This is a genomic window from Neorhizobium turbinariae (assembly GCF_023223505.1).
In the GTDB taxonomy this organism is placed as follows: Bacteria; Pseudomonadota; Alphaproteobacteria; order Rhizobiales; family Rhizobiaceae; genus Neorhizobium; species Neorhizobium turbinariae.
The window spans coordinates 144,878-169,039 of the sequence record NZ_JALPRY010000007.1; the positions used below are offsets into that span (position 1 = coordinate 144,878).

Below are 24,162 nucleotides of genomic sequence, written 5' to 3' on the forward strand. Positions count from 1 at the left end.
TTGGTAAATATAGGAGTTGTCGGGATCAGGATGAACAGCGATCTACAAGGACGAGCCGCGCATGTTGCCGGGATACGCGAGCGCGCCGAAGCCGAGATGGGCAAGATTGGCGTCGACCAGGCCTTCATCGATCGGCTGGTGGAGACCTTCTACGCGCGCATCCTGGAACACCCGGAACTTGGGCCGGTCTTCGATGCCACGCTCGCCGGTCGCTGGCCAGCTCATATGGAGAAGATGAAAAGCTTCTGGTCGGCGGTTGCCTTCCACAACGGGGCTTATGGCGGCAAGCCGGTGCAAGCGCATGTCGGGGTGGCCGGCATGTCGCCCGAGCTTTTCCCGAAATGGCTGGCGCTGTTCTCCGACACCTTGTCCGACATCGCACCGAACGAGGAAGCCAAGGCCTGGTTCATGGCAACTGCAGAGCGCATCGCCCGCAGCCTCACCCTTTCGCTGTTCTACAACCCGGCGCTCGACGATCCGGGGCGCCAGCAGGGGTGACGGTGGCTAGCGGCCGGTCGCAGGACCTTCAGCCAGCCTTTCCTGTGCTTCATCGAGCGACATCTGGAGCACCCGCTTGCCAATCTCGAAGCTGAAGCCGCCACGCGCGAAGGCGGACATCTCCTTGGCCTTGATCTTGTCGTTGAGTTCGTGCCTGCGGAACGGACCAAAGGCGCGTTTGCGTGCGAGCACAACGGCGGCATAAAGGTCGTCCGCATCCGCGACCGCCTCGGCCACGGTGTCTCGCGCAATCCCCTTCTGGGTGAGCTTCTGTGCGATCGCCCGTTTTGACCGCCCACCGCGCATGCCGGACCGCGTGCCCATCTCGGCAAAGGCTACATCATCAAGCGCGCCGTTGTCGTAGGCGAACTTGACGGCGGATTCTGCAAGCGCCTTGACCTGTGCGTCCGTGATGCCTTCGAACTTCTGCCGCGCCTTGCGCGAGATCGCGTCGAAGAGCTGCTTCTCCGTGTGCATCCGTCGCTCGATGCGGTAGATCGTGGAGTTGCGCGCCCAACTGAACATCCGCGGCGTCGGAGTGTCCGATGTGATTATGTCCTCTTCCAAACGGACATGCCTTCCGTCTTTCCTAATCCGGTGCTCGTTATATCTTGTTCTCTAAACGAGATCGGCCAGATAAGTGTTTTCGGCCCTGGACTGAGCGTAAGCGGACGGATCGATATCTGCGAAGATCAACGTTTCGCCGTCGGCGGGTGCCTTGGCAACCAGCTTCCCATCCGGCGCCGCGACCCGCGAGAGACCAGCATAGGCGAACAGCTCGTCTGATCCGCAGTGGTTGATATAGGCGACAAAGACCTGATTCTCGAAGGCCCGCACCTGGATCATGTGCTCGGCGATGAATTGTCCCGACCATCCCGTCGGCAAGGCGGTGGGCACGACCACGAGATCGGCGCCACCCTTTGCAAGACGCCGGACGTTTTCGGGAAACTCCACGTCGTAGCAGATCAAGAAGCCGATTTTGACGTCATCGAGGGTGACCAGAACCTGCCGCCGGTCTTCCTGGCGGAACCAGGCACGCTCATAGGGACCATAGAGGTTACATTTGCGGTAGACCGCCGTTTGGCCCTTCCCGTCGGTGAAGAAGGCGCTGTTAAAGGTCCCGTCATGCGTTTCTTCCGCAAAACCGGCAACGATCGCGATGCCGTGTCTAGCAGCAACCTCCGAAAGCCGATCGGTGACGGGCCCGTGCGCGGGTGTCGCAAGATCCGGAAACTGGTCGGCTGCGCCATAACCGGTAAGCGCCAGTTCCGGTGCAATCAGCAGTCGGCCACCCTCTGCGGCCGCCCTCTCAGCCGCCGCTTCGATCTTTGCCAGATTGGCGCCAACATCACCAACGATCGGCTGCATCTGGTAGCCGGCGATCTTCATGAGCATGCCTCTACTTCTCTTCCGACATGGCGCCCAACAGTTTCGGCAGGTCACCGAACCTCGCGACCAGGCCAAAAACCACGGCCGCGACAAACAGGAACAGCACCGTCACCGATGCCATGGTCGGCGTGTAACCATAGCGCAGGGCATTGAAGATCTTGATTGGCAGCGTTTCCATGGTGAAGCCCACCGTCATGTAGGCGACGATATATTCGTTCAGCGACAGAACGAAGGCAAAGGCATAGCCGGAAACCAGATAGGGCAGGATCAGCGGCAGCACGACGGTGCGGAACACCGTCCGGTCATCGGCGCCCATGGTCGCGGCCGCTTCCACCAGCGAACGGTCGATCGCCGAGAAGCCAAGAGACAGCGTTACCAGCGGCAGGGTCACGAAGAAGATGCCGTGGCTCACCACGGCCGTCCAGGACTTGCCGTAGAAGCCGGTGGTCGCCCAGAAGGTGAGGAGGCCAAGCGCGGTGATGACGGGCGGCAGCGTGAAGGGGGCGACGCCCAGAAGCTGGAAGATGTTAGCCCAGGGCGCAATGCGGCGCCACAGGAACCAGGCAAGCGGCAACGCGATCAGCAGCGCCAGCAGCGCGGATGAGGCGGCGAGTGTCAGCGACGCGATGAGGGCATTGCGCCATTCCGGATTGGTAAAGATCTGGCCGTACCATGACAGCGAAAAACCCTGCGGCGGGAACGTGAGCGACTGGCGCTGGTTGACCGAGACGCCGGCAACGACGATCAGCGGTAGCGCCAGGAAAAGCCCAATAGCGAGGAAGAACAGACGGCGCAGAGCGTTCATTTCGCCTCCTTCTGCCGGCCGGCGTAGAGGGCGAGACCCACCAGCGCGAGCGACACGAGCACGAGGAACACGGCCATGGCCGCGGCGAACGGCATGTTGGATTGGTAGATCGCCTGATCAGTGATGAGCACCGAGAGCGTCCAGTGCTGCGGTCGCCCGAGAAGTTGCGGCAGCAGGTAGGATCCCAGCGCGAAGATGAAGACCATGATCAGCGTTGCGAGGATCGTGTTGCGGAGCGCCGGCACGACCACGGTGAAAAAAGCCTTGATCGGCGAGGCGCCAAGCGTGCGTGCCGCTTCCGTCAGCGTCGGATCGAGCCGGACCAAGGCGGGATAAAGCACCAGCACCGTATAGGGGAACGCCTGGTAGGTCATGGCTGTCATCACCGCGCCGAAGCTCGGGGTCAGCGCCTGCGGCTGGCTCATCAGCCCAAGCCAGACAAAGAAATTGGTGAGGCCGGCCGTGCGCGAGAAGAGCGTCGACCACGCAAAACCGATCATCACCTCGGAGAGTGAGAGAATGGATAGCAGCGCCACCAGCCAGATGACCTGGATCCGACGTTTTGAGCGCGCCAGCAGGTATGTGAAGGGAATGCCAAGCACCACGCAGGCAATCGCGACTGCGATAGCCAGGAACAGCGAGAAGCCGAGAACCTTTCCGAAGAACAGGCTCAGGAAGCGGGCGTAGTTGTCGAACACGAAGTCCGGCGTGTAGAAGCCGCCCTGCTGGCGCTGGAAGAAAGAGACGGCGATCATCGTCGCAAAGGGCACGACGAAGAACAGCGTCAGCATGCCCGCCGGGAAGAAAAGCGGCCCGTAGTCAGCCAATCGCTGCGGCGGCTCGCGTCTCATTTCGCCAACACCACGCTGGTGGCCGGGTCAAGGCGGATGCCGACCTGCTGGCCGACGGAAACTTCAGGCCGGCTGCGCGGTGAGGAGACCGCGATGACTTGGGCGCCGCCTGCCTCCACAAAGGTTTCGATCGCGCCGCCAAGATCGCGGATGAAGGTGACAGTTGCGGGAATCGCACCATTGCCGGGCGCGGTTACCTGCACGTCTTCCGGCCGCACCGAAAGAACGCCCTTGGTGGCTCCCGCCGGCATCGAGAATGCTTCGCTCGTCTGTCCGAGTATCACGGCGCGACCGGCACTGTCGGCTTCGACGGGAATGAGGTTCGTCTGGCCGATGAAGTCGGCAACGAAACTGTCGGCGGGGCGGCGGTAGATCTCGACCGGCGGTGCGGCCTGGCGGATCTCGCCCTTGTTCATCACCACGACCGTATCGGCCATGGTCATTGCCTCGCGCTGGTCATGAGTAACCACGATAGTGGTGATGCCAAGCCGCTGCTGGAGCTGGCGCAGTTCCACCTGCATTGCCTCGCGAAGCTTCGCATCGAGTGCGGAAAGCGGTTCATCGAGCAGGAAAAGTTTTGGCGAAATGGCGAGAGCACGGGCAATCGCCACGCGCTGACGCTGGCCGCCGGAAAGCTTGTTGACGGAACGGTCGGCAAAACCCGGCAGATGGATCATGCCGAGGAGTTCTTCGACGCGCTTCTTCTGCACGTCCTTTGCGACGCCGCGGATCCGCAGGGAGTAGGCAATGTTCTCGCCAACGGTGAGGTGCGGAAAGAGCGCCAGAGACTGAAACACCATGCCGAGTTCGCGCTTATGGGTCGGCACGCCGGTAATGTCGGAACCTGCAAGCTCGATCGAGCCCTGGGTCGGGAGGTCGAGGCCGGCGATCATCCGCATCAGCGTGGTCTTGCCGCAGCCGGATGGGCCGAGCAGGCAGACGAACGTGCCTTCCGGCACGGAAAGGCTGACGTCGTTGACGGCGGTAAACGTGCCGAACTGCTTCGTCACGTGATTGATGTTCAGTCCGGACATTCGGTCTCCGCGGTTAAAGCCGCTTTTCGTAAATGCAGAGCAAGCAGCCCCCTCATCCGGTTCTGCGGACCACCTTCTCCCACAACGGAGAAGTGAGCTGTTGCGCCGTCGCCACTCCACCTTTCCCCTGGTGGAGAGGGTGGCCGAGCGTTAGCGGAGGTCGGGACGAGGGGCTCCTCGCCCGACCTTAGCTGATTTGGGATCAGCCGGCGATCATCTCCGTCCACTTCTGGTTCAGGAAGTCGGACTTGGTCTGGTAGAGGTCGTAGCGCGGAATGATCGGCTCGATTTCGGAAGAAACGGCTGCAAACTCCTCATCGGTGAGGTCGAGCAGGCTGCGCTGAACGGTCGGCGAGGTGCCCACCTTGCGAGACAGGACTGCCTGCACTTCAGGCTGGCACATGTAGTTGATGAAGGTATGCGCTTCTTCGGTCTTCTTGGAGGCGCGGGAGATCGCCCAGCAACCGCTGTCCTGGATGCCGCCTTCCTTCGGGAAGGTCGAGCGGACCGGGTTGCCGTCGGCGGCGGCAAGGCCGGTGACGTCGTGGTAATACTGGCCCATCGGAATTTCGCCCGACTTCAGTGCCTGTTCGAACTGCGCTTCGTCGCGGTACCAGAGGCGAACATTCGGTTTCAGTTCGGCGAGCTTTTCCAGTGCCTTGACGATGCCTTCGTCCGTATCGAGCGCGTTGGTGCCGCCCATGAAGGTCTTTGCCGTCACTTCAAGCAGGAAGGAGTTGGAGACGAGTGCCAGCAGGCCAAGCTTGTCGGCCTTGTCTTCCGCCCACATGTCGGCCCAGGAGGTCGGCGCTTCCTTGAAGACGTCGGTGTTGGACACCAGCGTGATGTACCAGGAAACGGCGCCGATGCCCGCAACGCGGCCATCCGGATACTTGTTGACGAAGCGCTCGATAAGGTTCTTCGAGTTCGGGATCTTCGCCATGTCGAGCGGCGCCCAGAGATCTGTCGACTGGCCCTTCAGCATGGCGACCTGCGACATCATCGAGACGTCGGCCGGGGCAGCGCCGGCGCGTGCGGCCTGCTCAAGCTGTACGAGCCACGCTTCGCCGGTCGGCTCGGCAACCGATTCAACGGCGATGCCCGTGGCCTTGGTAAATTCCGCAAAGATGTTCTTGTCGAAGGAGTCCTTGAAGTAACCGCCGTAGACGCCAACCTTCAGGCTCTTGTCTTGGGCGCGCAGTACCGCCGGCATGGCCAGCATGGAGGCGCCGGCCAGGCCTGCGCCGAGCACTGTTCTGCGGCTGATTTTCCCGTTGAAAAGATTGGACATGTTTTTTTCTCCTTTTGTTTGCCCGGGGGATGGTTCCGGCGGGCGAGTTCCCACTCTTGTTCGCAGTCTTACTTCGGCTTCAGCCCTTCACGGAAGGGCTGAAGACCATCAGGCTCAAGATTTCAAACAGCATTTGCGCGCCGGCATGCGCCGTATTGGTTGTTGCGTCGTATTGCGGTGCGACTTCCACCACGTCACCGCCGACGATGTTGATGCCCTTGAGGCCGCGGATTAGTTCCAGGACCTCCCGTGTGGTGAGCCCGCCGACTTCCGGTGTGCCGGTGCCTGGCGCAAAGCTCGGGTCGAGGCTGTCGATGTCGAAGGAGAGATAGGTCGGACCGTCACCGACGATCTGCTTCGCTTTCTCGATGATCGCCGGGATGCCCTTGCCCGTCACTTCTTCCGCATGGATCACCGTCATGCCGGACTCGTAGGAGAACTCCCACAGATATTCGGCCGGGCCACGGATGCCGATCTGGATGGTCCGGGTCGGGTCCAGCACGCCGTCGAGCACGGCGTTGCGCATCGGCCCGCCGTGATGGAACTTGGTTTCGTCGAAGAAGCCACCGGTGTCGCAATGGGCGTCGATATGGATGAGACCGACTGGCGCCTTCTTGCCGACCGCCTTCAGGATCGGATGAGTAATGGAATGGTCGCCACCAACCGACAGCGGCAGCACACCGCCCTCAACGATCTGGCTGATGCGCTTTTCGATATCCTCGTGGCTCATCTCGAGCCGATAACGGCTGCGGAACGGCACGTCACCGATATCGGCCACACGCAGTTCGTGCGTCGGTGCACATTCCAGCACATGGTTATACGGCCCGACGCGCTCGATTGCGCGCAGCGCGCGAGGTCCGAAGCGCGAACCGGGGCGGTTGGTGACGCCGAGATCCATGGGCATGCCGATCATCGCAACCTGCAGGTCGCGGAAATCCGGGTTTTCCGCATCGACCGCGAGATAAGGCGCGTCCAGAAGCGTTGGCAGCCCGGCGTAAGGTGCCACCCGCGTACCGGCGCTGTTGAAGATCTTCTCTCCGACCTTCTTGAACTTTTCGTCGAAGATCTCGCCGCCGGGGCTGTTCAGATACTTCGCCCGCAGTTCCTCGAGCCTCTTGCCGTCGAAAGCCATGATTGCCTCACCTGTGTCCCGGCTGCCGAGGCAGCCTAATTTTTGTTCCGCAGGGCTTGCCGCCCTTGTTTTCATCATTATCCGACGAGACGGGGTGGAAAAGCAATTGAGATTGTTCTAGCGGATCGCGTGAGAAAAACTAACAGATGAGTGAGATGTGACGAGCCGACTGCCGCCCCTCAACCCGCTGCGTGCTTTTGAGGCAACCGCCCGCCGCGGGTCCGTTTCTGCGGCGGCACGAGAGCTTAGCGTGACGCATGGCGCGATCAGCCATCAGATCAGGGCGCTGGAGGTGGCTCTGGATGTCAAGCTCTTTGAGCGCGGCGCAAAGCGATTGAAACTCACCTCCGAAGGCGCGCTGCTCCTGCCGGCCGTCACTCAGGCGTTTGGCGAGATTGCTGCGGCCATGGCGCAAATGAAGCGCCCTGCTACGTCGGGCGAACTGTCCATCACCTGCGTGCCGGCGCTCTTCTCGTTCTGGATCGTGCCGCGCCTGAACTCCTTCACAGATCAGTTTCCCGGTGTGCGGCTGAAGCTCAAGGCGTCGAACGATCCAGCGCATCTCCATTCGTCGGATGTGGATGTCTGCATCCTATATGGTGACGGCAACTGGCCGGACGCCTGGACGCGGCTCTGGAGCAATCTCGAGCTTTTCCCGGTTGCAAGCCCGACACTCCTCAACAGCCGCCCGCTGCGCTCGATCCGGGATCTCGAAGACCATGTGCTGCTCCATGGAGACGACGACGGCCGCGAGTGGAACACCTGGCTTTCGGCGGCCAATGCAATCGACTTGCCGCGCCGCCAGCAGCACTTCATGGGCGATGCCCGCTTCTCGACGGAGGCCGCCGTCCACGGCCAAGGGATCGCACTCGGCGACACGATCACCGCCAGCAACCTCATCGCGCGAGGCGAACTGGTCGTGCCCTTCGACCTGAGCGTTACCGCCAATGATTCCTTCTACGTTGCCTGCCGCCCGGCGATGCGCACCACCCCGATTGTGCGCGTCTTCATTGAGTGGATGTTCGCAACCCTAGAGGCTGACCAGCTTGCAAAACCGCAGACGTCGGCCAGAACGCTCATCCGGAGCCGGCGTGCCTAGCGGCTGCGCTCGCGCCCTACATGCCCCTGTCGGATCGGTTCAGCTGAATGGAAACCTTACTTTATCAACCGGTGAAAGCATTTCTGGAAACCTTCGGTTACGAGGTGAAGGGAGAGATCGGCGGCTGTGATGTCGTTGGCGCCAAACACGGTGACCCGACTGTTGTCGTGGTCTGCGAATTGAAGATGACCTTCAATCTCGAGCTCATACTGCAGGCGGTCGACCGGGCGGCGGTCTCGGACGAGGTCTGGATCGCAGCTCGTATTTCGGCGAAGGGGAAGGGGCGAGAGGCAGACAAGCGCTATCGCGATCTTTGTCGCCGGCTCGGCTTCGGGATGCTGGGCGTGTCGGATCAGGGTGAGGTTGGCGTTCTCGTCAGCGCCGTCTCACCGATGCCGCGAACAAACCCGAAGCGCCGTGCCAGGATCATCCGAGAGCATCGCACGCGCGTCGGCGACCCGGCGCTTGGCGGTAGCACCAAGGTGACAGTGATGACGGCCTATCGGCAGCAGGCGCTGGCCTTGGCGGCAGCTCTCGCCGCAGGACCGCTGAGACCACGCGATCTCAAGCAGGTGGCGGAGAATGCCGGCGGCATCCTGCGGGACAACTATTATGGCTGGTTCGAAAAGGTGGAGAGGGGCGTTTATCAACTGGCCCCTGCCGGCCATGACGCTCTGAGGGCGCGGCATGACACGACGACTTGAGCCGAGCATGGCTTCAGGTTGATGGCGAACGAAACAGGCGGGCCGCGATAGACCCGCCTGTTTCTCTTGTCACCTTACTTGGTGAACAGCTTCTGCAGGGCCGCGCCGTCCTGCGGGCTGACCTTCAGGACTTGCGCCCAACCGGCTTCCTGTGCCGTCTGCAGGAACTTGGCGGCAGAAGCTTCAGGCAGGTTGTAGGTTTCGATGCCGGCTTCGCCCTGGCGCTTGCGCTCGGCGTCGGCATCCTGTTCGAAGCGGCTCGAGCTGTCTTCCATCGCCAGGATCGCCTTCTCGAAGACGGCCTTCTGCTCGGCGTTCAGCTTGTTCCAGGCCGCGAGGCTGAAGTAGACACCGGTCTCAACCTGGTAGAAGCCAGGGTCGACACGCGTCTTGGTCTGTTCCTGCCAGCCGAGGTCGAACACGCCGATCGACGGCCAGCCGTACCCATCAATGGTGCCCCGCTCGAGTGCGGTGAAGACTTCACCTGGCGCGATCTGCATCGGGTTGGCGCCGAGCGCCGAGAAGAATGCCTGGTAGATCGGAACCGAGCGGAGCTTCAGGCCATCGAAGCTGTCGCTCTTGGCTGGCTTAGACAGGTAGACGTGGTACTTGATCTTCTCGGCCAGACGGCCGAGCCAGTGGATGCGAGCACGCTTCTCATGGATCTGGTTCATCAGGTCATAGCCGCCGTTCTGGCGAAGCTCGGCCATGCTCAGATCGGTCATGGTCAGCGCGACGCCTTCCGGGACGAGGTTGGCGTGGAAGACGGCGGTGGTGTTGGCGAGGTCGATGACGTTGCCGCGCAGCGCATTGCCCACTTCGAAGGGAGGCATGGCTTCGGGGCCGCCGAGCACCTGGATCTTGACGAGGCCCTTGCCCGCTTCGTTGACTTTCTGGACGAATTCATCGAACGGCTTGGCAAAGGCCGTGCCAGTCTGGAACGCGGAGATCGCGCGCAGGGTGACTTCATCAGCCTTGGCCGGTGCCGCGAGCGCAATGAGGCTGACGGCGAGCGCCGAAAGCGTGGAGGTGAGTTTGAGTTTCATTGGAATCCCCTATTGTTGTTGTGTCAGCGCACGAGTGATGGAAGGAAAAGAGTAAGCTGCGGCCACAGAACCATCAGTGCGAGAATAAGCAGCTCGATGATGATGAATGGCAAAGCGGCACGATAGATCTGCAGCAGCGGCGTTGAACGGCTGACACCCTGCATGACCATCAGCAGGATGCCGAACGGCGGCGTCAGTAGGCCGAGTTCAATTGCGACCAGCATCATCAGGCCGAGCCAGACGAGGTCGATGCCAGCGGCTTGCGCCAGAGGAATGAAGAACGGAAGCGTGATCATCATCATGGAAATCTGGTCGATAAAGCAGCCCAGGACCAGCAGGATCAGCAGCATGGCCACGACCAGCGCGATCGGTGACAGCTCCACTGTCTGGATCAGAGTCAGGAAGCCGTTGGTGGCGCCCGAGAACGACAGGATTTGCGAGAAAGTCACAGAGGCGACGATGATGAAGAGGATCGAGACCGAGACCTTGGCGGTCTCAAGCATCGATTTGACGAAAGAAGACCAAGTGAGCTGGCGGTAAAACAGCGTTGCAAGCAGTGCCGTGGTGGCGCCAAGCGCTGCCGCTTCGGTCGGTGTCGCGATGCCCGCCAACATGCCGCCGATGACGGCAATGAAGATGAAGAAAAGCGGAACGACGTCACGGAAGAACGGAACAACGCGTTCGCGGAACGGCAGTTGTTTGCTGTCGACATCGTTCGGTGCGCATGACGGATCAAAGCGGGCAGCCAAGATGACATAGGCGAGAAATGCGATACCCATCAGCATGCCCGGCAGGATGCCGCCGATCAGCAACTGCGAGATGGAGATGCCGGACAGCGACCCGAGCATGACTGCGAGAGCCGATGGGGGAATCAGTACGGCGATGCCGCCGACGGCCATGGCAGGCCCGAGTGCCAGTGTGGTTGAGTAACCGCGCTTCAGCATTTCCTGCGACAGCGTCCCGCCGAGGAGAGCGGTATTGGCGATCGAGGATCCGGAAAGGGCCGCGAACGTCGTCCCACCGACAACTGTAACGCAGGCGAGCCTTGCCGGCAGGCGGTACAACAGGCGCTCGATCGCGTCGATGGCGCGGTAGGCAAGGCCGCTGTGGAACAGCAGTTCACCCATCAGGATGAACAGGGGGATTGGCGCGAGCGAGAAGGAGTTCACCGATCCCGCGGCATTGCGCACGAGCTGTTCCAGCCCGACTTCGCCCCCAAGGAAGATCCACGCGCCGAGCAGGTTGACGCCGAGGAAGGCGAAGGCGACCGGAAGACCGATCGCGAAGAGAACGGCGAGCGTCCCGCCGAGCAGAAGAAGCGTTGCCCACCAGGTCATCGGGTTTCTCCTTCACCCGCAGCACGGAAGAGAAATTCGATGGCACAAAGTCCGAAACAGGCAACAACCGGTATCATCAGATACCATTCTGCAAAAACCAGGTTCTTGAAGACGAGCGATCCGACTTCGTAGGTATCGAGCGTGACGCGAATGCTTTGGTAGAGAAGCAGCAGGCAGATGACGAAGCCGGCGATGTAGGAGATCTTCATCAGCCATTGCGCCGCCGTCGCGCCCACAAGGCGCAGGAGGATATCGACATTGACGTGGCCGGCCTTGTGGAGGACCCATGGGGCGCCGAAGAAGGTTGAAATCGTGATGAGATATTCGGTGATCTCATTCAGCCACGGCCAGCGGGCCAGCGCGAGATTGCGCACGAAGACGTCGAGCGTCACGAGAACAGCCAGAAGGCCGAAGCCGACTGCTGAGATGAGCCCGCAGCATGAGGCGATGCGACCCCAGACAGTGTAAATACGTTGAATCATAGAACCGCCCTAAATTAGGGGGTCAGGTTAGTTCAAACTTAAAATATCTGCAATCCCCGTCCGAGCCGGTCCACAATATGGCTCTCGCTCGCGCAAGGGGGAGGGATGTTGAACCAGCGATCCGGTCGAAGATGCAGGAACGTCCCACAACGAAAAAAGGCCACTCGCTCGTGAGCGAGTGGCCTTTCATGAACGTTAAGAAGCTTACGGCTGGGTGCCCGTGCCACCTGCGCCACCTGCCGGCGGAGTAGCCGGGGCTGCGTCACCTGCAGGCGGAGCAGCAGGCGTCGTCGGAGCCGGTGCAGGCGCCGAGCTATCAGTGGTCGAGGAGCTGGTGGACGAAGTGGTCTGCGGGTCTGTCGAAGAGCCGCCCATCTGCGACCATACGAAGGCGCCGACCAAGAGAACGGCAATAACTGCTACCCACGGAACCCAGGACGAGCTGCCTGTGCGGACGTGAGTCGAGCTGCGAACCTCAGGGGTGCGAGGATCGAGATTACGGTCTTCCAGTTTTCTGTCGTTGGGATCAAAAGCCATGTTACTTCCTCCTTGTGCTGCCCTGACAATGCCGTCGCTACTGATTTGGTTCCCGAAAACGTGATCGTCTTGATCTCGGAGGGTGCCAAACGTGCGGGATTGGGTGCTTCTAGGGGGCATTCTGGAGGTTGAGACGCCGGGCCTTGGGAGGAGGGACGCGCCCGGCATCTCGCTTTGGCGGAGGAGACAGAAATGCTCATCTCCGCCGAAGTTCGTGTCGTCAGAGACTTACTCTTCGCGCTCGCCCGTGAAGTTCAGCAGCAGCTGGAAGATGTTGACGAAGTTGAGGTAGAGCGACAGCGCACCGAAGACCGCCAGCTTCTGCTGGGATTCCTGGTCGTAGTTTTCGGCGTACTGCTCCTTGATGCTCTGTGTGTCGTAAGCCGTGAGCCCAACGAAGACCACGATACCGATCACCGACACCGCGAACTGAAGCGCGCTGGAGGCGAGGAAGATATTGACGATCGAGGCGATGACCACGCCAATCAGACCCATGATGAGGAACGAGCCCATCTTGGAAAGGTCGCGCTTCGTCGTGTAGCCGAACAGGCTCATCGCGCCGAACATGGTCGCGGCAATGAAGAAGGTCCGGGCAATGCTGGCGCCGGTGAAGACGAGGAATACGGACGCCATCGACAGGCCCATGACCGCGCAGAATGCCCAGAAGGTCATCTGTGCTGCGGAGGCCGACATCGTCTGCATCTTGAAGGAGAAAAAGAACACAAATGCCAGCGGCGCAAGCATCACCGCCCATTTCAACGGGGACGAGAAGATCGGCACATATAGCGCCGGCGTCGTGCCGACGATGAAGGCAACGATGCCGGTAACAACCAGGCCAAGGCCCATATAGTTGTAGACGCGCAGCATATGCTGGCGCAGGCCCTCATCGAAGGCCGCAGCTGATACTTGCGAGAAGCCGCCGAAGCGGTTCTGGTTTGGATACATTCTTGTCTCCTGCTGGGTTAGTACAAAGAGTGCTTCAAGGTCTCGGCCTCGTCTGCGAGACCGATATTGGGTGTGCTTGAGACGAGGGCGTAGGCAACTTCACCCACCTGCCACCACGCCGCCCCGGCATTCGAAAGGTTCAGATCCTTGACGGGCTCCACGGCAAAATAGCCCGGCCTGCCGGCGAAGACCGAGATGTTGCTCCCGTCTGGGGTCCGGACGCTTGCCTCAACGCTCGGTCCGAAATCCGACGGAAAGATCTGGACATCGACGACCTTCCAGTCCGTCGGCAGCTCCGGCATGGTGATTGCCGTTGCGGCGCGGATCTCGTCGCGATCATAGGTCTTCACCTCCGGCTGCGACTGCATGGCTGCGCGGACGCGGGATGTGTGATGAGCGCGGACCGCCTCCTCGACAAAAGCCGGCGGCTGCACGGAAGCGTTGACCTCCTTGATACCCATCGAGGAATGCGCAAACCAGCCGACGGAGAACAGCAGTGCGACCGCCGCAACCTTCCGCAGGACATGCAGCGTCCGCGCCGTGGCAAGGCCGGCGGAAAGGCGTCGCGCCGCTTCACGGGTCTCCGGGCGGCCTGATGCGTCCGTCGCGCTCATGGCGAGCTTCAAAGTCGATCGAACGCTGAGATCCGCCATGACCTGCGCTGCGACATCCGGGTTCTTCGCCAGCCAGTTTTCCACCCTCAGGCGACCGGCCGGATCGAGCTGGTTGTCGATATAGGAGTCGAGATCGGTCGTCTGGACAGGTTCAAGATCAGTCATTGCCGCCTCCTTCGATCAGTCGCAGATGGCTGGGTTTGGCCGCTCCGTTCTCGTATTCGCGCAGCGCAGCGCGCGCTCTCGATACGCGGGACATCAACGTTCCGACGGGGATGCCCAAAATATCGGCGGCTTCCTGGTAGCTTAGGTCTTCGACGGCGACGAGATGCAGCGCCTCACGCTGTTCTTCGGGAAGCGTCAGGAAGGCCCGCCGTACCTGCGCGAGGCGCACGTTGAGCTCCTGTTGGGCCGGATAGGCCTCGTCTACCTCAAGTGCGATGGTCTCATCGCGGCGCCCGCGCGCCATCGCGGAGCGGACACGATCGATGTGGGTGTTGTGGACTATGGCCAGCAGCCAGCGCCGCAGGCCCATGCCGGACTTATAGGTCGAGCGCCGCTCGTAGGCCCGGACCAGCGCGTCATGCACCAAATCCTCGGCATCAACCGCGTTGCGCACGAGGGAACGCGCGTAGCGTCTCAAGTTCGCGAGTTGGCCGATGACATCGAAGGCGCGTCCATCTTGTTTCATACCGTCATATACGAAAGAGACAGCGCGCTTATTCCCACCGGAGAAGAGAATTTTCCGACGGGTGTTTGAGGACGGGTGGCAGTCAGCCGCGCCAGCTCAGGAAGCGGGCTTCGATCTGTCCGATGACGAAGTTGACGATCAGCCCGAGCACGGAAAGGATCGTCACGCCAGCAAACAGCTTCTCGAGGTCGTAAAGCGAACCAGCTTCGAGAATGTAGGAGCCGACACCATACTGAGCGCCGAGCATTTCAGCGGCGACCAGCAGGATGATGGCAATCGAGACTGAGACGCGGAGACCGGAGAGGATGGCTGGGAAGGCGCCCGGCAGCACGATCTTGCGAACGATTGACCACCAGCTCAGCCCGAAGCTCTGGCCCATCCGGATCAGTGACCGGTCGACATTGTCGACAGCGCCGTAGGTGGCGACGACCGTTGGCGTAAAGGTGCCGAAGGCGATCAAGGCGTATTTCGACATCTCATCGATCCCGAACCAGATGACGAACAGCGGAAGCAGCGCGATCTTCGGAATTGGGAAGAGTGCGGCCACCAGCGGCACGAGCCCGGCGCGCACGTAACTGAAGAGGCCGATCAGCACACCGAGCGAAATGCCGGCCGCGATACCGAAGGCGCCGCCGACCAGAAGGCGCTGCAGTGACGGCAGCAGGTGGCGCCAAAGCCCGCCGGTCTGCCAGAGCTGGACCAGTGTTTCGAGAACCGCCGATGGCCGTGGCAGCGTGAGGTTGGAAATAAATCCGACGCGTGTTCCGACCTCGGCAAGGAGGAGGAGTGCGACGAAAACCACCAGCGCCATGCCGCGCACCGGGATCGGCGAAAAGCCCCCGCCGCGAAACGGCACCTGCTTGACGCTGCCTGCGACGGTCGTGCTCGCGGTAGCGCCGGATGGCGTGGAGATCGTGCTGGCGTCAGACATTGGCCAACTCCTTGTCGGCAGCCATGGCTTCTTCGCGCATCAGCTCCCAGAGTTGCTTCTGCTTTTCTTCCAGAACAGCGTGCCCGAGATGCCGCTCGGCAAGCGGGATGTCGATATCGACGATCTCCCGAACCCGGCCCGGCCGGCGCGACAGCACGATAACCCGATGTCCAAGGCGAACGGCTTCGCTGAGGTTGTGGGTGACGTAGACAGACGTGAACGGCTGGCGCGTCCAGAGCGAGACGAGGTCGTCCATCAGCAGTTCACGCGTCTGGCTGTCGAGCGCGGAAAGCGGCTCGTCCATCAGCATCACGGCGGGACGAACGGCCAACGCCCGGCTGATGGCAACGCGTTGCCGCATGCCGCCCGAAAGTTGCTTGGGCAGCGCGTCGCGGAAGTCTGAGAGGCGGGTTCGCTCCAGCACGTCCGCCACGATCGCTTCCATCTCGTCCCGCTTCAGGTTGTGGTCTTCAAGCACGAGCTTGATATTGCCTTCCACGGTGCGCCAGGGCAGCAGCGCGAAATGCTGGAAGACGTAAGTCAGCGGGTTGAGGCAGTCCTTCGGAGGCTGGCCGATCTGGAGAACTTCACCGCTGTCGGGCCGCTCCAGCCCGCCCAGGAAGCGCAAGAGTGTCGACTTTCCGCAGCCGGATGGTCCGACGAGGCAGACGATCTGGCCTTGGGGGATGTCGAGCGAGATATCGCGCAGGACCTCAACGGTGCCATAGCGATGGGTGATGTTCTTGAGCTTCAGGTCCATGTGGTCTCCTGACGGAGGCCCGCTCGGGCCTCCCGTCGTCTTCGTAGCGTGTTCAGATCGTCTTGACGTAGGATGTGTCGAAGAGCTGTTCGCTGCTGATGGCGTCCTTGACCATGCCTTCGGACTTGAACCATTCCAACTGTTCGGTGCAACTGTTGAGCGACAGTGCCAGCCCCTTGTTGATGCGCATCGCACCTTCAATCAGGTTCTGCTTGGCCACTTCGTAAGGGCTGTCCTTCTCGATATACTTGTAGACGAGCTTTGCCAGAGCATCCTGCTCCTCGGCGCTGGCCGTCTTGTCGACGAAGGCAGCGTTGTAGTCGTCGATCGCCTTTGTGTAGGCGTTGATGAAGGACTGCGTCAGCTCGCGGTTCTCGGCAGCGTTCTTCGACGAGGTGAAGGCGGTCGTGACCTGGTAGTCCGGCGCGTAGTCCGAAACGAGGCCGATCTTCTTGGCCGCACCTTCACGGATCATCTTGTTGGCGACGTTCGCCTGGATTGCCCATGCGTCGATCTGGCCGGTGGAAAGTGCACCGACGACAGCGCCGAGCTTCTGCAGCGGCCGCAGCTGGATGTCTGCAAGGTTGATGTTGTTTGCCGACGCGATCTTGTGCGCCATGAAATGGAAGGAAGAGCCTGCGGTGGTGATGCCGAAGCTCTTGCCGGCGAGCTTGGACGGATCAGTGAGGCCGGCTTCGTAAGCCTTGTTCGATGCCAGGATAACTGCGCCGACGATGCCCTTCTCCTCCGTGAGTGCACCGCCAACGACCTTCACCGCCCCCTTTTGAGCCAGGCTGATCAGGCCACCACTCATCGCGGTTACGCCAAACTCGGCGTCGCCGGAGGCGATGGCAACAGCCATCGGCTGGGCCGCTTCAAAGAACTTGAGCTCGATGTCCAGACCTTCTTCCTTGAAGTAGCCGCGCTCGAAAGCAATGAAGCTCGGCGCATGGCTGGCAAGGCTAAGAACCGCCAGGTTACGCTTTTCGGCGGCGCGCGCAGGCAGGCCAAAGGCTGCGGCGGCACTTGCAGCGCCCATGGCAAATAGCGTCTGGCGACGATTCAGGGTCACACTCATCTCTTAATCCTCCGTGATGACATAAGGGGCGTCATACCCTCAGTGCCACTCATTTCGGGCTAGCACAACAACCATGGTGATACGCCGCCTTGTTCAAGCGCATCTGATCAAACCTGCCTTGCGTTAGAACTTGGCGAGCCCGAGTTCAAGGTTTGGCCGCAGCGATATGATCACATCTTTTCAGGTTGGCGCGGATGCGCATGCCGGTTAGACACGAGCAAAAACAGAGTGAATCGCCATGATAGGAAGCAGTACTCGTCTGGTCGCGATGATCGGCACGCCGATCATCCAGGCGAGATCCCCCCGGAATTTCAACAGATATTTCGATGCCAGAAATGAAGACCGGGCGATGATCCCTGTCGACCTGCGACCCGAACAGGTCGCGGATTTTGTCGCCGCCGCTCGCGGCTGGGATAATCTCGACGGCTTCGTTGTGACAATTCCTCACAAGACAGCCGTTGCTGGACTTGTCGATGATATGACGCCGCGCGCCAAATTCCTCGGTGCGGTGAACGTGGTACGGCGTCACCCGGACGGACGTCTCTCGGGAGACATGACGGATGGTGAGGGTTTCCTCCTCGCTGCCCGCGCCAACGGCTTCGACGCGGCGGACAAGACGGCGCTTGTTGTCGGAGCAGGCGGTGCCGGCCGGGCAATTGGCCACGCATTGGCGGAAGCCGGTTTGTCGGAGCTCTTCATCCATGATGTGGATGAGGCTGCCGCGAACAGCCTTTGCTCCCGGCTCAAGGAGGCGTTCCCAAGCCTTGCTGTCGCTGCCGGATCAATCCCGCAGAGGAGGTTTGATCTTGTGGTTAACGCCTCCCCATGCGGCATGGGTGGCAATGATCCCCTGCCTGTGCCCGAAGAGGTCATCAAAGCTATCAATCCGGGCGGTCTCGCTGCAGATGTCGTCACAAGTCCGGAGCGGACGCGGTTTCTGGAGCTTGCGGCCCATCACGGCGTGAAGATCCAGTTCGGGCATCAGATGGCCGGAGCACAAATGGAGGCGCTTGGGCGCGCCATGGGTGTGATGGGAGCCGATGCGAATGACTGACAGACGAGCGGAACGTTACGACGTCGTAGTCGTGGGTGGCGGCGCGGCGGGCATGAGTGCTGCCGTCGCGGCGGCAAGGACAGGTGCCAAGACGGCTCTGATCGAGCGGTACGGCTTTCTCGGCGGCGCGGCATCAAACTCGCTGGTGCTGGCCTATTGCGGTTTCTTCCAGAAGGGGGAACGGCAGGTCACCGCGGTCCGCGGCATCGGTGAGCATTTCTTGAACATCCTTGGCGACATCGGTCAGGACGTGTCGCCACTCCTCTCGCCAAGCGGCAACAGGATCATCCTGCTCGATCCCGAGGCGGTAAAATTCGCGGGCGACCGCCTTCTTGAGCAGGCGAATGTCTCGGTTTTCCTGCACAGCCGCGTCACCGGCGCGACGATGGAGGGTGACCGGACTAGCTCGGTCACCGTCACCGACCATGGCGGCAGCTTCGAGCTTTCCGCCGGCGCATTCGTTGACGCAAGCGGCGAAGCCACTCTCTCTGCCTTGGCCGGGGTCGAGATGACGGCCGACAGCCTTATGGGTCAGCATGTCCAGCCGGCGTCGATGCCGGTACGTATCGGTGGGGTGGCGCCGGGTATCGAGTTCGATCGTGAGCGCGTCGCCGCCATCATTGCAGAACACAACAAGACGGCGGATAAGCCGATCCAGCGTGCGGATGGCGGGATCATGTTCCGGCTGCCGATATCGAACGACTACTGGTGGATGGCGATCGACCTGGCCACGGACGGGTTGACGGGTAGCGATCTCGGCGCCGCCGAACGGCAGGCGAGGTGGGAGGCCTGGCGCAATCTCGGCCTGTTGCGCCAGCTACCGGGCTTCGAAACTGCCTACATCATTTCCACCGGCCCGCAGATCGGCATTCGTGAGACCCGCCGGCCACGGTCGCGAGAAGACTTGACAGGCGAAGCGCTGCAACAGGGACTGCAGCGGGAGGACGGGATTGGACGCGCCGCCTGGCCGATGGAGGTTCATGAGGCGCCGGGAAAGGTTCGTTTCATCGACATCGGCGGCGAGGGGTTTGCTGATATTCCACCGGGAGCCCTGCAGGCTGCGGGAGGCGATAATCTGTTTCTCGCGGGACGCGTCGCCGGCGCGGATGCTGTCGCTTATGGCTCATCCCGTGTCATGGGAACCGCTTTTTGCACCGGACAGGCAGCAGGGGTCTTGGCGGCGCTCAATATAGCAGGCAAAGCTAATATCGCAGCTGTGCGCCGGGAGCTCGTCAGCCAGGGGGCCCTGATCTGATCTGTTGAGAGCAGGACGGATAGGGGCTGATGGTGGCTTGCAATAGGAAGCGATGGCTGTAGGAGGAACCTGGGACAACGCGATTTTTTGGGGGAGAAATCAATGTATCGCGCATTGCTACTATCACTGTCGACTGCATTGCTGGTGACCGCCGGTGCCGCCTCGGCGCAGGAAACGGTGAAGCTGGGTATGGTTGCCGAGCTTTCCGGCGCTGGAGCGCCGGCGGGCACCAACTGGCGGGACGGCATCAAGATCGCCGTGGAGGAAATCAACGCTGAGGGCGGCATCCTCCAGAAGAAGATCGAACTGACCGAATACGACACGCAGACGGACCCGCAGGTCTCGCGCGCGCTCGTGCAGAAAGCGATCGATGGCGGCGCCTATGTGATCCTCGGAACGATCTATTCCGGCTCGACCCTGGTCAACATGCTTGTGGCGCAGCAGAACAGCGTTCCGCAATTCGTTGGTTCAGAAGCTCCCAACATCGTGGAAAAGGGCAACCCCTTCGTGTTCCGCACCTCGTCAGGTGCCCAGAAGGGCGTTCCGGCGCTGACGCCTTACTTCAAGGATACGCTGAAGGCGAAGAAGGTGGCCGTAGCCTGGGTCAATAACGAGTTCGGCAAGGGCGGCCGCAACGTCTTCATCGAGGAGATGAAGAATGCCGGCATCGAGGTGATTGCCGACGTTCCTTCCGAGCAGGCGCAGACCGACTATGCGGCTGACGTTGCCAAGCTGAAGCAGGCCAATCCGGATGCCGTTTTTGTTTACATGAACCAGGAAGAGTCGGCCCGATTCCTCATCGAGGGCAAGAAGCAGTCGCTCGCCATGCCGCTCGTTGGTGAAGTGACGCTGACCGAGGCGAAGGTGATCGAACTGGCCGGTGGCGCTGCAGAAGGTGCGATCGCGCATGTTGGCGTCACGGCGACGGCAACCGACGTTCCGGGCATCGGCGCCTTCTCCAAGAAGTTTGAGGAGACCTTCAAGCGCAAGCCGACCCATGACGCGATCAAGGGTTATGTCGGCGCCTGGACCACGAAATACGTAACCGAACTGGTCGGCGAGTTCGACGGCGAAGCATTCTCCGAGAAGATGCACGGGCTTTGCCTGAAGGTCGCCGACCACCCGAAGATCCTGCTCGACACCTGCTGGGACGATCGTGGCGAAATGTCTCGTCCGAGCTTCATGGTCCAGGTCAAGAACGGGGCTCCGGTCGTTATCGGTACCGTGCCGGCAAACTAAGCGGCTCGATATTGCCGCGGCGGGTCGCCGCCGCGGCTTCTTTTAAGAGAAACCTCCGTGTCACAGTTCATGCAAGTGTTGTTGTCCGGTCTTGCGACCGGGTCGATCTACGCGCTGGTTGCTATCGGCTTCACGCTGGTATGGCAGGCGGCGCAAACGGTGAATTTCGCCCAAGGCGAATTCGTCATGCTCCCTGCCTTCTTCGTGCTGGCCGGCATGAGCTTCTTCGGCCTGCCGCTCTGGGCTGCCTTGCTGCTCGGTCTTGTCGCATCGATCGTGGTGCTGGGCATCCTGTTCAAGAAGCTGATCGTCGAGCCGATCCTGCCGCATGGCGGCATCACCTTGATCATTGCGACCATGGCGCTCGGCATCCTGCTGAAGGAAAGCGTCAAGGAGTTCTATTCCGCCGAAGCACAGCCGTTCGCGTCACTGGTGCAGAGCGCGCACGTTGACGTGCTTGGCGCCGTTCTCTCGCTGCAGGATCTTGTCAATCTCGCCATCTCGCTGACGATTGTTGTCCTGCTGACCCTGTTTCTCAATCGGACGCGGACCGGGCGCTGCATGCAGGCGACCGCCCAGAACCCCGCGGTTGCGGAAATCCTTGGTGTCAACGTCAAGCGGATGATCCTCTATACCTTCATCATCAATGCGGCGCTTGCCGCGCTTGCATCCTTCCTCATCACGCCAATCTACCTTGCCAAGTTTTCGAACGGTGAGACGCTCGGCCTGATCGCCTTCATCGCGGCAATCGTCGGCGGCTTCAACCAGATCCGCGGCGCGCTGGTCGGTGGGCTTTTGATCGGGGTTCTGGACAATCTGACCGCTGCCTATGTTACGGCTGAGTATCGTGCCGCCCTTCCTCTCGTGCTCCTGATCGGGATCATTCTCCTGCGCCCGCAAGGCATCATGGGGACGTCCGAGGGGAGAACGGTATGACGCTCAACCGGTCACTGCTGACCAAATCGGCGGTTGCAGTCCTGTTTCTGGCGGCGATCGTCGCGCCGATTGGCCAGGGCAATTACATCACCTATGTCCTGACCTCCTGGCTGGTGTTTTCCATCGCCGCGATGGGGCTTAACCTGACCCTCGGTTACGCAGGCCAGATCTCGCTTGCGCAGGCCTCCTTCATGGCGATCGGCGCCTATACGACGGCACTGCTCACGCTGGCGGGTTGGCACTGGGTTCTCGCCATGCCTCTGGGGCTTATCTTGTGCTTCGCCGTCGGGCTTCTGCTTGGTTATCCGGCGCTTCGCGTGAAGGGGCACTTTCTCGCGTTCGTGACGCTGGCCTTCAACACGCTGGTCTTCCTTGTGCTGCGCAATGAGGAATGGCTGACGGGCGGCACCTTCGGGCTCGTCGGTATGCCACGTCCTGACTTCTTCATCTTCAAGACGATGAAGCAATTGCACTTTTATTACTTCACCCTCGGCATCACGGTGATCGCGTCACTAGCCATGTGGGGCATCGTCCGGTCGCCCTGGGGCCGGGCATTCAAGGCTCTGCGCGAAAACCCCGTTCGTGCCGAAAGCCTCGGCGTCGATACGCGACGCATCACGTTGCTCGCTTTCGCAATCGGTTCCGCTTACGGCGGACTTGCCGGCGCGCTGATCACGCCGCTCGTGCAGTTCATCGAGCCAGGCTCGTTCGGCCTGGCGCATTCGCTGCGCATCCTGCTGATGGTTGTCGTCGGCGGTAGCGGCTTCTTCTTCGGTCCGTTCCTGGGTGCCGGCGTCGTGATCCTGCTCCCCGAGGTCCTTCGATTTACCGAGGGCTACTACCTGATCATCTACTCGGCGCTGGTGATCGTGATGCTGGTCTTCGTGCCGTCCGGTCTGATTGGTCTTGGTGGCCGGTTGCGGGCAAAGCTGTGGCCGCGCCAGCAGGTGCGAGGTGATCTAGTTGAAGGGGCGGCGCAGAAATGAACATGCCGATCCTTTCCGTCCGCAATATAGAAAAGAGCTTTGGCGGCATCCGCGCCGTTCGCGATGTCTCTTTTGACGTGCAGAAGGGCGAGATCCTCGGCCTGATCGGGCCGAACGGCTCTGGCAAATCCACGCTGTTCAATTGCATCCTGGGCCAGCTGAAGCCGGAAAGGGGCGAGGTGGAAGTGCAGGGGCGCAACGTATCTGGCCTGCGCGCCTCGCAACTGAACAAGCTCGGTGTCGGCCGCACCTTCCAGCAGCTTTCCGTCTTTCCGAAGATGAGCGTCCTCGACAACATCATTCTTGCGGGACAGGAGCATCATGGCAGCATGCTGTCGCGCCTGTTTGGCCCGGGCGACGCAGGACTGACCGAGGCTGCCGAACGGCTGATCTCGTTCTTCCGGCTGGATCACCTGCGCGACACGCTGGCAGGCTCGTTGTCCTACGGCCAGCAGAAGCTGGTGGATGCGGCGATGGCATTCATGGCGGGACCGAGCCTGGTGCTCCTCGACGAGCCCGCCGGTGGCGTCAACCTCACGATGCTCGCGCATCTCAAGGAGCGCCTGGTTGCTTACAATGCCGAGCATGGCACGACCTTCGTGGTGATCGAGCACAACATGGAATTTGTCATGAGTCTGTGCACACGCGTCATCGTGCTGGCCGAAGGGGAGGTCATCGCCGAAGGAACGCCGGCCGAAATCCGTGCGAACCCGCAGGTGATCGACGCATATCTTGGAGGCGGGGCGTGATCGAGCTCAAGGACGTCTACGGCGGCTACGGCCAGATCACCATCCTGAATGGCGTGTCCTTCTCGATCCCGAAGGGCTCGATCACCACGATCATTGGGCCGAACGGGGCAGGCAAATCCACCGTATTCAAGGCGATCTTCGGCCTGTTGACCATCCACTCCGGCCAGGTCATCCTCGACGGGAAGGACGTGACGCGCCAGACGCCGCGGCAGATGATCTCGCATGGCGTGACCTATGTGCCGCAGGGCCGCAACATCGTGCCGCAGCTCTCCGTCTACCATAATCTTGAACTGGGCGGCATCACTGCGCCGGATCAGGCGCTCGTGCGCCGGCGCATTGAGGTCGTAATGGACCAGTTCCCGATGCTGCGTCAGTTCCGCGACCGCAAGGCGATCGAGCTTTCCGGTGGGCAGCAGAAGCAGCTCGAGGTTGCGCGGGCGCTCCTCCTCGATCCCAAGCTCATCCTGATCGACGAACCCTCGATCGGGCTTTCTCCCAACCTGGTGCAGGAGGTGTTTCGCACGCTGATCCGGCTTCGCGACCAGGGTGTGACAATCCTGATGGTGGAGCAGAACGCAAAGGCTGCACTCGCCATGTCCGACTACGGGCTAGTGCTGGAACTGGGCCAGACCCGCATGCATGACGAAGCAGCCAGGCTGCTGCGGGACCCCCGCGTCGGCCAGTTGTTTCTCGGCGGGCACGTCGCGGAAGCCTGACCG

General features: G+C 61.3%; 27 protein-coding genes. 10 read left to right on the plus strand and 17 right to left on the minus strand.

Annotated features, from left to right (window positions below):
• Window positions 1-30: 30 nt before the first annotated feature.
• Window positions 31-498 (plus strand): group III truncated hemoglobin, encoded by a 468-nt coding sequence (locus M0654_RS05735; RefSeq protein WP_248682210.1) that lies wholly within the window; start codon window positions 31-33, stop codon window positions 496-498.
• A gap of 6 nt (window positions 499-504) precedes the next feature.
• On the opposite strand, the gene recX is transcribed toward M0654_RS05735, so the two are convergent.
• The 7 genes from recX to speB form a co-directional block, all read right to left on the minus strand.
• Complete coding sequence (gene recX / locus M0654_RS05740; protein ID WP_248682211.1) at window positions 505-1,065, minus strand: recombination regulator RecX; 561 nt, start codon at window positions 1,063-1,065, stop codon at window positions 505-507.
• Window positions 1,066-1,116: 51 nt separating this feature from the next.
• Window positions 1,117-1,887: a carbon-nitrogen hydrolase family protein gene (locus M0654_RS05745; protein WP_248682370.1), complete on the minus strand. Its 771-nt coding sequence runs from the start codon at window positions 1,885-1,887 to the stop codon at window positions 1,117-1,119.
• Window positions 1,888-1,897: 10 nt separating this feature from the next.
• Entirely contained in the window at window positions 1,898-2,692 is a 795-nt protein-coding gene (locus tag M0654_RS05750; RefSeq protein WP_248682212.1) for an ABC transporter permease, read from the minus strand.
• A complete protein-coding gene (locus M0654_RS05755; protein ID WP_248682213.1) occupies window positions 2,689-3,543 on the minus strand; it encodes an ABC transporter permease in 855 nt (284 codons plus the stop codon). Before M0654_RS05755 ends, M0654_RS05750 begins: the two co-directional genes overlap by 4 nt.
• Window positions 3,540-4,577: an ABC transporter ATP-binding protein gene (locus M0654_RS05760; protein WP_248682214.1), complete on the minus strand. Its 1,038-nt coding sequence runs from the start codon at window positions 4,575-4,577 to the stop codon at window positions 3,540-3,542. The genes M0654_RS05755 and M0654_RS05760 overlap by 4 nt, the downstream gene beginning before the upstream one ends.
• Before the next feature lie 202 nt (window positions 4,578-4,779).
• Window positions 4,780-5,868 (minus strand): ABC transporter substrate-binding protein, encoded by a 1,089-nt coding sequence (locus M0654_RS05765; protein WP_248682215.1) that lies wholly within the window; start codon window positions 5,866-5,868, stop codon window positions 4,780-4,782.
• A gap of 79 nt (window positions 5,869-5,947) precedes the next feature.
• Window positions 5,948-7,000, minus strand: a complete 1,053-nt coding sequence (gene speB, locus M0654_RS05770; protein WP_248682216.1) for an agmatinase — start codon at window positions 6,998-7,000, stop codon at window positions 5,948-5,950.
• Between the two features lie 157 nt (window positions 7,001-7,157).
• Here speB and M0654_RS05775 point away from each other — a divergent pair, with 157 nt between their 5' ends.
• Together M0654_RS05775 and M0654_RS05780 are read left to right on the plus strand one after the other, a co-directional pair.
• Window positions 7,158-8,099, plus strand: coding sequence for a LysR substrate-binding domain-containing protein (locus M0654_RS05775; RefSeq protein ID WP_248682217.1), 942 nt, complete (start codon window positions 7,158-7,160; stop codon window positions 8,097-8,099).
• A gap of 47 nt (window positions 8,100-8,146) precedes the next feature.
• A complete protein-coding gene (locus tag M0654_RS05780) occupies window positions 8,147-8,803 on the plus strand; it encodes a DUF2161 domain-containing phosphodiesterase (RefSeq protein ID WP_248682218.1) in 657 nt (218 codons plus the stop codon).
• A 74-nt stretch (window positions 8,804-8,877) separates the two neighbouring features.
• On the opposite strand, the gene dctP is transcribed toward M0654_RS05780, so the two are convergent.
• The 10 genes from dctP to M0654_RS05830 all read right to left on the minus strand — a co-directional run bounded on the left by dctP (window position 8,878) and on the right by M0654_RS05830 (window position 17,224).
• Window positions 8,878-9,849, minus strand: a complete 972-nt coding sequence (gene dctP / locus M0654_RS05785; protein WP_248682219.1) for a TRAP transporter substrate-binding protein DctP — start codon at window positions 9,847-9,849, stop codon at window positions 8,878-8,880.
• A 23-nt stretch (window positions 9,850-9,872) separates the two neighbouring features.
• Complete coding sequence (locus tag M0654_RS05790; protein WP_248682220.1) at window positions 9,873-11,186, minus strand: TRAP transporter large permease; 1,314 nt, start codon at window positions 11,184-11,186, stop codon at window positions 9,873-9,875.
• Window positions 11,183-11,668 carry a TRAP transporter small permease gene (locus M0654_RS05795; RefSeq protein WP_248682221.1) on the minus strand — a complete coding sequence of 162 codons (486 nt, stop codon included), beginning with the start codon at window positions 11,666-11,668 and terminating at the stop codon, window positions 11,183-11,185. Before M0654_RS05795 ends, M0654_RS05790 begins: the two co-directional genes overlap by 4 nt.
• Window positions 11,669-11,872: 204 nt before the next feature.
• Window positions 11,873-12,205 (minus strand): hypothetical protein, encoded by a 333-nt coding sequence (locus M0654_RS05800; protein ID WP_118852482.1) that lies wholly within the window; start codon window positions 12,203-12,205, stop codon window positions 11,873-11,875.
• Between the two features lie 228 nt (window positions 12,206-12,433).
• Window positions 12,434-13,150 carry a Bax inhibitor-1/YccA family protein gene (locus M0654_RS05805; RefSeq protein ID WP_248682222.1) on the minus strand — a complete coding sequence of 239 codons (717 nt, stop codon included), beginning with the start codon at window positions 13,148-13,150 and terminating at the stop codon, window positions 12,434-12,436.
• Between the two features lie 17 nt (window positions 13,151-13,167).
• Complete coding sequence (locus M0654_RS05810) at window positions 13,168-13,929, minus strand: anti-sigma factor family protein (RefSeq protein WP_248682223.1); 762 nt, start codon at window positions 13,927-13,929, stop codon at window positions 13,168-13,170.
• Entirely contained in the window at window positions 13,922-14,455 is a 534-nt protein-coding gene (locus tag M0654_RS05815) for a sigma-70 family RNA polymerase sigma factor (RefSeq protein ID WP_248682224.1), read from the minus strand. The genes M0654_RS05810 and M0654_RS05815 overlap by 8 nt, the downstream gene beginning before the upstream one ends.
• An 82-nt stretch (window positions 14,456-14,537) precedes the next feature.
• On the minus strand, window positions 14,538-15,386 hold the full coding sequence (locus M0654_RS05820; RefSeq protein WP_313791068.1) for an ABC transporter permease: 849 nt from the start codon (window positions 15,384-15,386) through the stop codon (window positions 14,538-14,540).
• On the minus strand, window positions 15,379-16,146 hold the full coding sequence (locus tag M0654_RS05825; protein ID WP_248682225.1) for an ABC transporter ATP-binding protein: 768 nt from the start codon (window positions 16,144-16,146) through the stop codon (window positions 15,379-15,381). The genes M0654_RS05820 and M0654_RS05825 overlap by 8 nt, the downstream gene beginning before the upstream one ends.
• 52 nt (window positions 16,147-16,198) lie before the next feature.
• Window positions 16,199-17,224 (minus strand): ABC transporter substrate-binding protein, encoded by a 1,026-nt coding sequence (locus tag M0654_RS05830; protein WP_248682226.1) that lies wholly within the window; start codon window positions 17,222-17,224, stop codon window positions 16,199-16,201.
• 238 nt (window positions 17,225-17,462) lie between these two features.
• Here M0654_RS05830 and M0654_RS05835 point away from each other — a divergent pair, with 238 nt between their 5' ends.
• The 7 genes from M0654_RS05835 to M0654_RS05865 all read left to right on the plus strand — a co-directional run bounded on the left by M0654_RS05835 (window position 17,463) and on the right by M0654_RS05865 (window position 24,159).
• Window positions 17,463-18,278, plus strand: a complete 816-nt coding sequence (locus M0654_RS05835; protein WP_248682227.1) for a shikimate dehydrogenase family protein — start codon at window positions 17,463-17,465, stop codon at window positions 18,276-18,278.
• Complete coding sequence (locus tag M0654_RS05840; RefSeq protein ID WP_248682228.1) at window positions 18,271-19,533, plus strand: FAD-dependent oxidoreductase; 1,263 nt, start codon at window positions 18,271-18,273, stop codon at window positions 19,531-19,533. The genes M0654_RS05835 and M0654_RS05840 overlap by 8 nt, the downstream gene beginning before the upstream one ends.
• A gap of 102 nt (window positions 19,534-19,635) precedes the next feature.
• A complete protein-coding gene (locus tag M0654_RS05845; protein ID WP_248682229.1) occupies window positions 19,636-20,772 on the plus strand; it encodes an ABC transporter substrate-binding protein in 1,137 nt (378 codons plus the stop codon).
• A 57-nt stretch (window positions 20,773-20,829) separates the two neighbouring features.
• On the plus strand, window positions 20,830-21,708 hold the full coding sequence (locus M0654_RS05850; protein WP_248682230.1) for a branched-chain amino acid ABC transporter permease: 879 nt from the start codon (window positions 20,830-20,832) through the stop codon (window positions 21,706-21,708).
• Complete coding sequence (locus M0654_RS05855; RefSeq protein ID WP_248682231.1) at window positions 21,705-22,694, plus strand: branched-chain amino acid ABC transporter permease; 990 nt, start codon at window positions 21,705-21,707, stop codon at window positions 22,692-22,694. The genes M0654_RS05850 and M0654_RS05855 overlap by 4 nt, the downstream gene beginning before the upstream one ends.
• Window positions 22,691-23,443 carry an ABC transporter ATP-binding protein gene (locus tag M0654_RS05860; protein ID WP_248682232.1) on the plus strand — a complete coding sequence of 251 codons (753 nt, stop codon included), beginning with the start codon at window positions 22,691-22,693 and terminating at the stop codon, window positions 23,441-23,443. Before M0654_RS05855 ends, M0654_RS05860 begins: the two co-directional genes overlap by 4 nt.
• Entirely contained in the window at window positions 23,440-24,159 is a 720-nt protein-coding gene (locus tag M0654_RS05865) for an ABC transporter ATP-binding protein (protein WP_248682233.1), read from the plus strand. Before M0654_RS05860 ends, M0654_RS05865 begins: the two co-directional genes overlap by 4 nt.
• The last annotated feature ends 3 nt before the right edge of the window (window positions 24,160-24,162 follow it).